This window comes from Spiribacter vilamensis (assembly GCF_004217415.1).
GTDB classification, from domain to species: domain Bacteria; phylum Pseudomonadota; class Gammaproteobacteria; order Nitrococcales; family Nitrococcaceae; genus Spiribacter; species Spiribacter vilamensis.
This window is the reverse complement of record NZ_SHLI01000001.1, coordinates 724,808-737,484: the sequence shown is the minus strand read 5'-3', so window position 1 is coordinate 737,484 and position 12,677 is coordinate 724,808. Positions and strand designations below refer to the sequence as shown.

The following is a 12,677-nucleotide window of genomic DNA, read 5'->3' as shown; positions in this document are numbered from 1 at the left end:
GCTCAGGGGATGGCCCTCGAATCGAGCCAGTCGACAATCGCCTGCGCGGACCGCTCCCACCCGGGTTCGATCATCATTGCATGGGCAAGCCCGGGGACTTCCTCCCACGTAGCATCCCAGAGATCGGCGACGGCCTTCGTTTCCCGGGCATTGAAAAGCGCGTCCTCGGCACCGGCGATCACATGCACGGGGATATCGCCGCGGGTCAGCCGGGGACGGCCGCGGGCGTGGACGTTCATGTCCCACAGGGCGCGCTGGGATTCGCGCTGGACGAGCTCGGCATAGTCCTCGAGGTCTTCCTGCGCCGTCGACTCGGAGAACACCGCGCGCTGGGCGACGCTACTGTCGACCGTGCCTGCACCAAAGAACTGCATCATCCCGAACTGCAGGTAGAGCAACGGATCCCCGATCATCATGCGAAGCGTCGATGGCATGAGCCCGTGCGGCGGGACCGGCGCCATCAGAACGGCCGCCGAGACCGATGCCCGCTCCATGTAACGCTGCACCACCAGCGCCCCCATCGAATGGCCAACGAGGATGGGCGGCGGCCCCTCCAGTTGCCCGACGACCGTCGACAGATCGTTGACGTAGTCGTTGATACTGGCACTGTCGAGTCGATCGAAGCCCTCGCTGTCACCGTGCCCGCGCAGGCTCGGGGCAATCGCGTGAAAACCCTGACCGGCGAAATAATCGAGGAAATTCGGCTGCCAGGACCAGGCACCCATGAACGCCCCGTGGATGAACACGATCGGTGTCTGACGCGCCGCCGCGCCCGTTGAGGGTTGGGAGGCGAGGATCTGGAGCGCCGGATCACTGGTTTGCTCCCAGTTCGGCCAGTGGAAATCGGCAAACATTGGTTCCCCCTGTTTCGTGGAGCGGATACGCTACCAGAATGCGCGATGGATTTTCCCGCTACGCGACCTGTCTGATGGTTTAGCGTTCAAGATCGGATCAAGGTGGAACATTGAAACAAGCCAATCGAATTACTCGGGTTATCTGCGGACTGCTGCTGCTCGCAGGCGCATCTGGCGTCTCTGCGTCGGAGGCGATCAAGCCGGAGGCGATCCAGAAGGAGTCCGCACCGGTGGTCGGCGAGCTGCTGTCGCGCTATCACTACAACGATCGAGCGGCCGGCGATACGCTCTCGCGCGCTGTCTACGATGCCTACTTCGACGCCCTTGACCCGCAGCGTTACTACTTCACTCGCGACGACATCCGCGCCTTCGCCGATCGGCGACGCGAGCTCGACGACGAGGTCGAGAACGGCAAGCTCGATACCGCTTATGCGATCTTCGAGCGTTATCGACAGCGCGTACGCGAGCGCAGTGACTATGCCCTGGAGATCCTCGACAACGGGCTGTCCTTCGATGGCGACATGCGCTTCGACGCCGACCGCACCGATGCCGAGTGGGCGGGATCGATGTCGGAACTCGACGCGATCTGGCGTAAACGCGTCACCAACGATGCCCTCAAGCAAAAACTGAGCGGTCGCGATATCGCCGCCATCGAGGAATCCCTCACCGAGCGGTACGAGCGGCTCCCGGGGACGTTGGCCCAATACGAGCCCGAGGATGTCTTCCAGACTTTCATGAGCGCCTGGGCCGGTGAGTACGACCCGCACAGCAGCTACATGTCGCCGCGCCGGTCGGAGAATTTCGATATCAATATGCGCCTCTCGCTCGAGGGCATCGGCGCATTGCTGGGTAGCGAGGGGGATTTCGTCGAAATCGTCGAGCTCATCCCCGGTGGTCCGGCCGAGGGTAGCGGCGAACTCGGCGCAGGCGATCGGATTGTCGGCGTCGGCCAGTCGCCCGATGAAATCGAGGATGTGGTGGGCCGGCGACTCGCCGATGTCGTCGACCTGATCCGTGGCCCCAAGGGCTCGGAAGTCTACCTCCAGGTCCTGCCCCCGAGCGGGTCCGGCGACAGTAGCCAGGACACCGTGGCCCTGACGCGCAACACCATCGAGCTCGAGGAGCAGGCGGCCAAGGCCGAGATCCGCGAGGTCAAGCGCGACGAGAACAACCGGCGTATCGGCGTGATCGATATCCCGACGTTCTATGCCGACATCGAGGCCGCCAACGCGGGGGACTCCGACTATCGCAGCACCACCCGGGATGTTCGCGAGCTCATCGAGAGCGATAAGCTCGAGGGGATCGACGGGCTCATCATCGACCTGCGTGGCAACGCCGGTGGCGCGCTCGACGAGGCCGTCCAGCTGAGCGGGCTTTTCATCGACAAGGGGCCGATTGTGCAGGTCCACCGGCGTAACGGTGAGCGTCGTGTCCTCAATGATCAGGCCGCGGAAGACGCCGTCTACGACGGCCCCCTCGGTGTGCTCGTGGATGGGCGCAGCGCCTCGGCATCGGAGATCTTTGCCGCCGCCATGCAGGATTACGGCCGCGGAGTGGTGATGGGTGACCAGACCTTTGGTAAAGGCACGGTACAGACGCTCATCAACCTGGATCGGTTCGGTGTGGGCAGCGAAGACAATCCGAGCGGCCGACTCAAGCTGACCATCGCCAAGTTCTACCGGATCAATGGCAACAGTACCCAGTTACAGGGGGTGACACCCGATCTCGAAATGCCCTATCCCCATGGCAATGACGCCATGAGCGAGCGGTCTGCCGATAACGCCCTGCCCTGGGACACCATTCAGACCGCTGACTACCGCCAGCTGGATCGGCTGAACGGACTGATGGGTGAGTTGCGGCAGCGCCACGAGCGTCGGCTCCGGCAGGACCCGGCGCTGGTCGCGATTTCCGACGAGGCCAGCCGCCTGCGGGAGTCGCGTGAGCAGACCACGGTGTCGCTCAATGAAGCGGATCGGCAGGCATCGATGGATGCAGACGCCGAAGAGCGCCTGGCCGCCATCAATTCGCAGCGCTCGGCCTACGGACTGTCACCGATCGATGACCTGTCGGCCCTGTCCTCCGATACGATGCCGGATGTGCTGCTCGATGAAAGCGCCGAGGTGATCGCGGATCTCGCCGAGCTGCGGGCGGATGAGGGCGCCCGCATCGCCGGACGATAGGGCGGGCCCCGGCTTCAGGCCGGGGCGAGGTGATCGACGATTAGCTGGGGACTATCAACGCCGCGGTACCGGTTGATCTCGAGCCGGAAAATCGCATCGACCACCTGCCCCCTGCCGATCTCGACGTCGGCGGCGGCATTGAAGGCGATCGCGTCGATTACGGTCGACGGTGCCTCCCATGGGCTCAGCGAAAGCTTGAGATGGTGTTCGCCGACAACCCGCTGATTCTGGACACGGAACCGGTCGTGAAAGCGGGGTTCCGGGAATTCCGCGCCCCAAGGGCCCGCGTAGCGGAGCAGCGACGCTGTCTCGAGCGTGTAGGCGTCGGCGGGCAGCACACCATCGGTCCAGAACACCTCGCCATCCGGCTCGTCTCCCAGCCGCTCCCGGGCGCACTCGACGAGTAACGCCTTGAAGGCCTGAAACTGATCACCTTGCAGGGTCAGTCCCGCGGCCATTGCGTGGCCGCCGAAACGCTGCACAATCCGCCCCCCGCTTCGCGTGTTGACGGCGTCCAGCAGATCCCGCATGTGCAGCCCCGGGACGGACCGGGCCGATCCCTTGATCTCGCCGGCCTCGCCCGGCGCGAACGCGACAACCGGCCGGCGAAAGCGATCCTTTAGCCGCGACGCCACGATACCGACGACGCCCTGGTGCCAGCGCGGATCGAACAGACACAGGATCGGCGGGACATCGCCCTGCGTTTCCAGCGACTCGGCCTCGACATCGGCGACCGCCGCGTCGCGCATTTCACGCTCGAGGTGGCGACGCTCGCGATTGAGGCGCTCGAGACGTCCGGCACACTGCTGGGCCGTGGCGGTATCGGCGGCGAGGAGCGTTTCGATGCCGAGGCTCATGTCATCCAGCCGTCCTGCCGCATTCAGCCTCGGTGCCGCACCGAATCCCAGATCCGTGGCATTGACCCGGGCCGGCTCCCGGCCCGCGGCATCGAGTAACGCCTGGATGCCGGGCGTCGCCCGTCCCGAGCGTATCCGCCGCAGCCCCTGCTCCACCAGTAACCGATTGACGCGATCCAGCGGGACGACATCAGCCACGGTCCCCAGGGCCACCAGATCCAGGTGCTCGGCCAGGTTGGGTTCGGGGCGCTGGTCGTCGAACCACGCCTCCGCCCTGAGCCGTGCCCGGGTGGCGAGGAGCACGTAGAAACAGACCCCGACACCGGCGAGATGCCGGCCCTCGAAGGTGTTCGAGGCGACCTGTGGATTGACGATGGCCAGCGCCGACGGAAGTGTCTCTCCCGGCAGGTGATGATCGGTCACCACCACATCGATGCCGGCCGCCCCGGCGGCCTCGACCCCCTCGTTGGCACTGATACCGTTATCAACGGTGAGGATCAGATCGGGCCGACGCTCGCGGGCAACGGCGACAAGCTCGGGCGAGAGCCCGTAACCGAATTCGAACCGGTTGGGGACGAGATAATCGACCGGCCCGGCGCCCATCGACCGAAGACCCTTGACCGCCAGCGCCGTGCTGGTGGCGCCATCGGCATCGAAATCGCCAACGACCAGCAGCCGATGGCCGGCCATGATCGCCGTGGCCAGTGTTCGCGCCGCCTCGTCAATGCCGGCGAGTGCGCCCGGAGACGGCATCGAGCCGAGCCCGTACTCGAGCGCCTGTGCCGAAGTGACACCCCGGGCGCGGTACAGATCGCGGAGAATCGCCGGCAGGGACTCCGGCAGGTGATCAGCGGCGTCCGCCGGTTGGCGTTGCCGGATTCGTGGCCCGGAGGCATCGGTCATTCGCGCTGGATCCAGTCCGTCAATGGCCGAATGCGCTGCCAGAATCGCCGCCGCGCCCCCGGCCCAAGGGTAAAACACGCACCGCCACCGACCTGCAGATCGATTTCCCGACCGGACTCGAGTGCGAGGTCACGCAGGATCGGCGCCCAGCTCGCCTCGAAGCGCTGCAGGGCCGCGAGCCAGCCCTCGACGTCGCCCCCGAGGAGCGCCCGCTCGGCGTCGGTCCAGGCAATCACGATCGCATCGGCACCGGCGAGTGTCGCCGGATCGACATCGCCGGGCTGACTCACCCGGGCATCCAGTGCCCGACCCACCCCCATGGCGAGCGGATCGTCGCTGACAATCCATGTCCCGTTACCCGAGATCGCTTCCGTCGTCATCTCGCCGCCACCCCAGAACCAGAAGCCGTTGACGGGCAGTTCGCCCCGTGACGAGCGGGCAACATTGACCGGATGATCGTAGAGGAACATCTGCGCTTCGTTGAGCAGTTTTCGCCACGGGCGTGTCGCGGCATCATCCGGGATGACCATGTCGAGGTAGCGACCCGCCACGCGGGAGAGCGAAGGCAGGTCCGGGCCCGGGGCGGTATCGGCGACCAGCAGCCATTCGCCATCCCGGGTCTGGAGCTCGATCCCGTCGGCGGCAAAGGCGCGGTTGAAATCGTCACGTATCGACGCGGCCTCGTCGGCGCTCGGACGGGCGTCATCGCCGGCAAACAGCAGGAGCCGATCGCGATCCGGTCGCAGGTGCACGGGAGCCGCCCGGTAGCCGATCCGTCCCGGGCCAATCCCGAACCCGCGCGCCAGCAAAGCGCCGGGGGCCGCATCACCGCCGGCGATCGCACAGATCAGCGCCTCGCCGTCGGCCGTTTCCGCCACCTCGCGCCGCGATTTGCCGAGCACGTACTCGAGCGCCGGAAACGGTCCCGCCGAACCGGTCGCCTCGGCGAGGGTTTCGGGCACGGGCCCCAGCAGGGCCGGCGCAAGACAGCGGATGGGGGTGCGCGATGCCACGGGCTCAGCCCATCTTGCCGAGAATCGCCTCGCGAACCGCCGACCCGTCTGCATCCACGGTGGTCACGGCGGCTTCGGCATGGCGCTGGGCGACATCGGTGTCTTTCAGGCCATGACCGGTGAGTGTGCACACCACCTGGCTCCCCGGCGGTATATTGCCCTTTTCAATATCCCGCATCGCGCCGGCGAGCGAGACGATCGAGGCCGGTTCGCAGAAGATACCCTCGTGGCTTGCCAGCTGGAACTGGGCGTCGAGGATCGCCTCGTCGGTAAACTCGTCGAACCATCCGCCGGATTCGCTCGAGGCGGTACGGGCATACTCCCAGCTCTGCGGCGCGCCGATGCGAATCGCCGTCGCCAGGGTCTCCGGATGGCTGACCGGTCCGCCGCGCAGGAACGGCGCCGAGCCGCTGGCCTGGTAGCCCAGCATCGTCGGTCGGTTGCGGACCAGGTTTTCATGGAAAGCGCAGTCGCCCCCACAGAAACTGCAGGCCCTGGTCCCCGGATGGCCGGGAGCGAGCGCCATTTCGCTGTAGCCCATCCAGTAGGCGGTGATGTTGCCGGCATTACCCACCGGCAGGCAGTGATAGTCCGGTGCCTTTCCCAGTGCCTCGCAGATCTCGAAGGCCGCGGTCTTCTGGCCCTGGAGGCGAAAGGGGTTGACCGAATTCACCAGGCTGACCGGCGCCTGATCCACCATTTCCTTGACGATCCGCATGCCGTCGTCGAAGTTGCCGCGGATCTGCAGGACCTCGGCCCCATGCATGATCGCCTGGGCGAGCTTGCCCATGGCGATCTTCCCGTCGGGGATCAGTACGAACGCCTTGATGCCGGCACGGGCGGCGTAGGCCGCTGCCGAGGCCGAGGTGTTGCCTGTCGATGCGCAGATAATCGCCTCGCTGCCCTCGGCGACTGCCTGGGTGACCGCAACGGTCATGCCCCGATCCTTGAACGAGGCGGTGGGGTTGAGCCCCTCGTACTTGACGTACAGCTCGATGTCCCGCTCCCGCGCCAGCGGCAGGTTATGAAGCCGGATTAGCGGGGTGTTGCCCTCTCCCAGACTGATCGGGCGGGCACCCGCCTTCAGCGGCAGCCTCGCCCCGTACGCACCGATAAGCCCGGTATAGCGATTGCCTTCCATTAGCGTAGCGCCTCCACGCGGATCCGTGTCACATGGCCCTGGATTGCTTCCATGGCCTCGATTCGCTCGCAGGCCTCGTCCATACGCATCTCCTGGACCTGATGGGTCAGGAGGATGACCGGGACTGTCTCGGCAGAAGGAGCCGGCTGCTTCTGCGTGATCGCCTCGATGCTGATACCCGCATGACTGAGAATGCCGGTGATATCGGCCAGCACCCCCGGCTGATCCCGCGCCTCGACGCGAAGGTAGTACGCGGTCTCTACCGATTGCATCCCGACCACCGGCTCGTCGGAGAGGGAATGCGACTGGAAGGCCAGGTACGGCACCCGATTCTCGGGCTCGAGCGTGAATTCGCGGACCACATCCACCAGGTCGGCCACCACCGCCGATGCGGTGGGCTCGGCGCCGGCGCCGGCCCCGTAGTAGAGCGTCGGTCCGAGCGGGTCGGCGTTGACCATCACGGCATTCATGACGCCGTCCACGTTGGCGAGCAGCTGGCGCTCGGGGAGCAGGGTCGGGTGGACGCGCAGCACGATACCCTCGCCCTCGCGGCGGCAGATGCCGAGGTGCTTGATCCGGAAACCGAGTTCAGCCGCATAGGCAACATCATCGGTGCTGATCTGGCCGATACCCTCGGTATAGACCTTGTCGAACTGCAGCGGAATCCCGAAGGCGATGGAGGCGAGGATCGTGAGCTTGTGCGCGGCATCGATCCCGTCGACATCGAAAGTCGGATCGGCTTCGGCGTAGCCGAGCCGCTGGGCCTCGGCGAGCACATCCCCGAAGGCGCGACCGGCATAACACATCTCGGTGAGAATGAAATTGCCGGTGCCGTTGATGATGCCCGCAAGCCACTCGATACGGTTGCCGACCAGTCCCTCGCGAACCGCCTTGATGATCGGAATCCCGCCGGCCACGGCCGCCTCGAACCCCACCGTGACGCCGTTGGCCCGGGCGCGGGCGAAGATCTCGTTACCGTGCAGAGCGATCAGCGCCTTGTTCGCGGTCACCACGTGCTTGCCATTATCAATGGCACGCAGGATCAGCTCCTTGGCCAGCGTGTCACCGCCGATCAGCTCGACAATGATCTGGATCTGCGGATCGTCAACCACCGCCTGGGCGTCGTAATCGAGCTGGATCCCCTCCGTGCTGCAGGTTCGCGGGCGATCGGGATGCCTCGCCGCGGCCCGGATCACGTCGACCGGACGCCCGGCCCGTCGCGTGATCTCGTCACGATTGCGCTCCAGCAGATTGACGGTACCGCCGCCAACCGTGCCCAGCCCGAGTACTCCGACCTTTACCGGCTCCAAGTCGCCTTCTCCCCTGTCGTTACTGCCCATAGCCATCCCGTCGGAACATCTGCTTGATACCCCGCACGGCCTGTCGTGTCCTGTGCTGATTCTCGATAAGCCCGAAGCGGACATGCGTATCGCCGTATTCCCCGAAGCCGACGCCCGGAGATACCGCCACACCGGCGTCGCTGATCAGCTTTTTGGCGAATTCCAGCGAGCCCATTGCCTGGTAGGGCTCGGGGATGCGCGCCCAGGCGAACATCGTCGCCTGGGGCCGGTTAATCGGCCAGCCAGCCGCCTCGAGCCCGTCGCAGAGAACGTCGCGCCGGCCCTGGTAGGTGTCGCGGATTTCGGCCACGCAGTCCTGCGGCCCCTCGAGCGCGTGGATGGCGGCGACCTGGATGGGGGTGAACATGCCGTAATCGAGGTAGGACTTCATGCGCGCCAGCGCGGCGATCAGCTTGTCGTTGCCGCACATGAAACCGACCCGCCAGCCGGGCATGTTGTAGCTCTTGGAGAGCGAGAACGACTCCACCGCCACCTCGCGTGCACCGGGCACCTCGAGGATGGACGGCGCGCGGTAGCCGTCGTAGACAAGGTCGGCGTAGGCGAGATCGTGAACGATCCAGATCCGATGTTCGCGGCAGATCTCCACCACCCGTTCGAAAAAGGCCAGATCCACACACTGCGCCGTCGGGTTGGCGGGGAAGTTGAGGATCAGCATTTTCGGCTTTGGAAAGGTGTCCTTGATCGCTTTCTCGAGCTCGGTGAAGAAGTCACCGTCCTCGATCAGCGGCACATGGCGGATATCCGCCCCGGCAATTACCACGCCGTAGGGATGGATCGGGTACGCAGGGTTGGGAACCAGTACTGCATCCCCCGGGCCCAGCGTCGCCAGCGCCAGGTGCGCCAGACCCTCCTTGGAACCGATGGTGACGATGGCCTCGGTCTCCGGATCGATCGGGACGCTGTAGCGGGTCTCGTACCACCGCGCGATCGCCCGCCGCAGGCGCGGGATGCCGCGCGAGACCGAATAGCGATGGGTGTCCGGCCGTTGCGCGGCTTCCGCCAGCTTGTCGACGATGTGTCGCGGTGTCGGCTGATCCGGATTGCCCATGCCGAAATCGACGATGTCCTCGTCGCGCGCTCGCGCCTGCGCCTTGAGGTCATTGACGATGTTGAATACATAGGGCGGCAGGCGCTTGATGCGCTGGAATTCCTCGTTCAAGGCGGTCCCCTCGGGCCGTTCGTTTGATCACGATCGGGATCGATTCCCGAAAGCCGCAATGATAACGCGTGAACGCTAAAATTGCCTCCCGGGACTGTCAAACGCTATCGTTAGCGCATGAAGATGAGTCTCGACGGTGCCGATGGCACTTACCGCATTCAGGGATACGCCGACGGCGAAATCCGCATCAACGATGTCCGTTATCGCGAGAGTCTGCTCGTGGCCCCCGACACGCTCATTACGGAGTGGGGTCCCGGCTCGCTGGAGGCGATCGGTCACACCGACTTCAAGCCGGTGCACGAGCTAGACCCCGAGGTTGTGCTACTTGGCACCGGTACCCGACAGATCTTTCCCGGTCGCGAACTCATGCTCGGCCTGCTCGAAAGTGGTATCGGCCTCGAGGTCATGGATACGGCCTCGGCCTGCCGCACCTACAATGTCCTCATGTCCGAGGGCCGGCGGGTGGTGGCGGCGCTGGTCATCGATCAGGGCAGATAAGCGGTCGGATCCACCGGCTGGCCGCGCTCGCGCAACTCGAAGTGTAACTCCCCCGGGTGCTCGTCACTGGCCCCGACGCGGGCGATGGTCTCGCCGCGATTCACACTGTCACCCTCCTCCACCAGCAGTTCGCGATTATAGCCGTAGGCGGTCAGAAAGCGCTCGTTGTGCTTGATGATCACGAGGTTGCCGTAGCCGGGCAGGCCGCTGCCGCTGTAGACGATATTCCCGCTCGCCGATGCGCTGACCGGGCTGCCCGGCTCGGCGGCAATCCCGATGCCCTGTTTGCCGGCCGCATTGGCGTCATACTGGCGCACGACTCGCCCTTCAAGCGGCCACTGCCAGCGATCCGGGTCGTCGCGATCCGGCGTTGGCGCGCGCTCGGATGCCGGGGCGGGTTCTGAATCCGGCCTGCTTTGCGGATCGGCCGCCGCGGTGCGACTGCGTCGGCTCTGCCCGCTCGGCGGACGCAGCCGCAGGCGCTGGCCGGGATAGATTACATACGGCGCATCGATGCCGTTCCAGCGGGCGACCTCGCGGAAATCGAGCCCGGCCGCGAACGCGATCTGGTAGAGCGTATCGCCCTCGCGAACGGTGTAGGTGGCAGGCGTACCGGCACTCACGCCCAACTCGCGCGAGGCGCGGTCGGCGGCATAGTCGAACTCGGCGCAACCGGCGAGTGCGAGTAACAGCAGTCCCCACCCCGCCAGCAGCCGCCTTAAAACGACAGGTAGGCGGCGATCCCGAGCAGCACAATGACACTGCACCAACCGATCCGCTCCATGTAACGTCGCAGCCACGGTTCAGCCCGCGGCCCGCCCCAGCTGATGACACCGGCGACGAGGAAAAACCGTGCACCGCGACCGAGCAGCGACGCCAGGACGAAGGGCAGCCAGGCCACCGCCATCGCACCGGCGGCGATCGTGAAGACCTTGTAGGGGATGGGCGAGAAACCGGCGACCAGTACCACCCAGAACCCCCAGTCCAGGAACCAGCGCCGCGCCTGCTCGTAGGCCGCTTCATAGCCGGCATCCTGGATAAGCGGTAACACGACCTCGAGGCCAAGCAGACCGATCAGGTAGCCGAGAACGCCCCCGGCGACCGAAGCGCCCGTCGTCAGTGCGGCGAGTCGCAGCGCACGCTTCGGTCGGGCCATGCACATCGGCGCGAGCATGACATCGGGGGGAACGGGAAAGAATGAACTCTCGGCAAAGCTCAGCCCGGCGAGCATCCATGGCGCCCGTCGATGCCGCGACCACCCGAGCACCCGGTCATAGAGCGCGGTGAAGAGGGCCATTACTCGACGCCCCCGCGCATTGGCACGAAACTCACCGCCTCGATCGCCTCCTCGACGAGGTCCCCGTCCCGGCGATGCCAGATACGCAGTTCCTGCGCCGCACCGCCTCCCACCGGCGCGATCAACCGGCCATCCTCCGCAAGCTGCTCGAACAGCGCGGCCGGCACCGCCTCGGGGGCGGCGGTAAGGACGATCGCATCAAACGGGCCGGCGGCACTCCACCCCGCGTAGCCATCGCCCAGCCGCTGGCGGATATTGTTGGTCCCCAGCTGGCGGAACAGCCGCCGACTGCGCTCATGAAGCGCGCCGACCCGCTCGATGGTGTGAACGCGGGCCCCGAGTTCGGCAAGCACCGCCGCCTGGTAACCCGACCCCGTGCCGATCTCGAGGATATGCGCCGGGATACCGTCGCGAATCAGGATCTCGGTCATTCGAGCCACCACGAAGGGTTGGGAAATCGTCTGCCCGTGACCGATCGGCAGTGCCGTGTCCTCGTACGCTCGTGATGCCAGCGCCTCGTCGACAAACAGGTGGCGCGGGATACGGCAGATGACGTCGAGCACCCGTCGATCCTCGATACCCGCCCTCTCGAGCCGCGCCACGAGTCGCTCGCGGGTGCGGCGGGAGGTCATACCAATTCCCTGCATCCGCCGCGCGTCCATCAACGCAGCCCCTCGATCCACCCGGCCACCGAGTCGAGTGCCGTATACCGGGTCAGATCCACCTGCATCGGGGTGATGGAGATGGCGTTGCGCTCGATGGCATCGAAATCGGTCCCGGGCCCGGCATCCTGCCGCGCTCCCGGGGGACCGATCCAGTAGATCGTTCGCCCCTTCGGGTCCTTGTCGCGAATCGCCGCCTCGGCCCGATGCCGGCTGCCGAGACGCGTCGCCTCGATACCGGTGACGGCATCCCAGGGCACATCGGGGATGTTGACGTTGAGGATGGTATCCGCCGGCAAGGGATCGCGGTGGAGCTGCTCCATCAGTCGACGGGCAAGAGTGGCCGCCGTTTCGTAATGCTCGGGCGCATCACCCACCAGCGAGATCGCAATCGCGGGCAGCCCCAGCGTACGCCCCTCCATGGCGGCGGCGACGGTACCACTGTAGAGCACGTCGTCGCCCAGGTTGCCGCCGGCGTTGATCCCGGAAATCACCATGTCGGGCAGCGCCTCGAGCAGGCCCGTGGTCGCGAGGTGGACGCAGTCGGTGGGCGTACCGTCGACCCGGAACACCCCGTTACGGATCTCCTCGACCCGTATCGGCTGATCCAGTGTCAGCGAGTTGCTCGCACCGCTTCGATCGCGTACCGGTGCAACCACCGTCACCGTGCCCTGCTCCGCCAGTTCGGCGGCCAGGGTGCGGATGCCGGTCGACTCGTAGCCATCGTCATTACTCACCAGAATTCTCATGTA

At 65.8% G+C, this 12,677-nt stretch carries 12 protein-coding genes; 2 read left to right on the top strand and 10 right to left on the bottom strand.

Annotated elements, in window-relative coordinates:
• Window positions 1-2: 2 nt before the first annotated feature.
• Window positions 3-854 (bottom strand): alpha/beta hydrolase, encoded by an 852-nt coding sequence (locus EV698_RS03650; protein WP_130502790.1) that lies wholly within the window; start codon window positions 852-854, stop codon window positions 3-5.
• 110 nt (window positions 855-964) lie between these two features.
• Here EV698_RS03650 and EV698_RS03645 point away from each other — a divergent pair, with 110 nt between their 5' ends.
• Complete coding sequence (locus tag EV698_RS03645) at window positions 965-3,034, top strand: carboxy terminal-processing peptidase (RefSeq protein ID WP_130502789.1); 2,070 nt, start codon at window positions 965-967, stop codon at window positions 3,032-3,034.
• A 14-nt stretch (window positions 3,035-3,048) separates the two neighbouring features.
• Here EV698_RS03645 and recJ read toward each other — a convergent pair whose 3' ends face one another.
• The 5 genes from recJ to alaC are packed head-to-tail and all read right to left on the bottom strand — an operon-like array spanning window position 3,049 to window position 9,468.
• The gene (gene recJ / locus EV698_RS03640) at window positions 3,049-4,794 is read right to left on the bottom strand and encodes a single-stranded-DNA-specific exonuclease RecJ (protein WP_130502788.1); all 1,746 of its coding nucleotides are present in this window, start codon (window positions 4,792-4,794) and stop codon (window positions 3,049-3,051) included.
• Complete coding sequence (locus EV698_RS03635) at window positions 4,791-5,807, bottom strand: hypothetical protein (protein WP_130502787.1); 1,017 nt, start codon at window positions 5,805-5,807, stop codon at window positions 4,791-4,793. The genes recJ and EV698_RS03635 overlap by 4 nt, the downstream gene beginning before the upstream one ends.
• A 4-nt stretch (window positions 5,808-5,811) precedes the next feature.
• On the bottom strand, window positions 5,812-6,948 hold the full coding sequence (gene thrC, locus EV698_RS03630; RefSeq protein WP_130502786.1) for a threonine synthase: 1,137 nt from the start codon (window positions 6,946-6,948) through the stop codon (window positions 5,812-5,814).
• Window positions 6,948-8,258 (bottom strand): homoserine dehydrogenase, encoded by a 1,311-nt coding sequence (locus tag EV698_RS03625; protein ID WP_130502785.1) that lies wholly within the window; start codon window positions 8,256-8,258, stop codon window positions 6,948-6,950. The genes thrC and EV698_RS03625 overlap by 1 nt, the downstream gene beginning before the upstream one ends.
• A gap of 19 nt (window positions 8,259-8,277) precedes the next feature.
• Window positions 8,278-9,468, bottom strand: a complete 1,191-nt coding sequence (gene alaC, locus EV698_RS03620) for an alanine transaminase (protein WP_130502784.1) — start codon at window positions 9,466-9,468, stop codon at window positions 8,278-8,280.
• Window positions 9,469-9,585: 117 nt separating this feature from the next.
• On the opposite strand from alaC, the gene EV698_RS03615 reads away from it, so the two are divergent.
• Window positions 9,586-9,966, top strand: coding sequence for an Mth938-like domain-containing protein (locus tag EV698_RS03615; protein ID WP_130502783.1), 381 nt, complete (start codon window positions 9,586-9,588; stop codon window positions 9,964-9,966).
• Here EV698_RS03615 and EV698_RS03610 read toward each other — a convergent pair.
• From EV698_RS03610 to surE, 4 genes are read right to left on the bottom strand one after another with little or no spacing between them, the layout of a single operon-like run.
• The gene (locus tag EV698_RS03610) at window positions 9,954-10,733 is read right to left on the bottom strand and encodes a peptidoglycan DD-metalloendopeptidase family protein (protein ID WP_130502782.1); all 780 of its coding nucleotides are present in this window, start codon (window positions 10,731-10,733) and stop codon (window positions 9,954-9,956) included. The two genes, EV698_RS03615 and EV698_RS03610, sit on opposite strands and share 13 nt — an antisense overlap.
• Window positions 10,685-11,263, bottom strand: coding sequence for a YqaA family protein (locus EV698_RS03605; RefSeq protein WP_130502781.1), 579 nt, complete (start codon window positions 11,261-11,263; stop codon window positions 10,685-10,687). The genes EV698_RS03610 and EV698_RS03605 overlap by 49 nt, the downstream gene beginning before the upstream one ends.
• Window positions 11,263-11,925, bottom strand: coding sequence for a protein-L-isoaspartate(D-aspartate) O-methyltransferase (locus tag EV698_RS03600; RefSeq protein ID WP_130502780.1), 663 nt, complete (start codon window positions 11,923-11,925; stop codon window positions 11,263-11,265). The genes EV698_RS03605 and EV698_RS03600 overlap by 1 nt, the downstream gene beginning before the upstream one ends.
• On the bottom strand, window positions 11,925-12,674 hold the full coding sequence (gene surE / locus EV698_RS03595) for a 5'/3'-nucleotidase SurE (protein WP_130502779.1): 750 nt from the start codon (window positions 12,672-12,674) through the stop codon (window positions 11,925-11,927). The genes EV698_RS03600 and surE overlap by 1 nt, the downstream gene beginning before the upstream one ends.
• Window positions 12,675-12,677 lie beyond the last annotated feature (3 nt).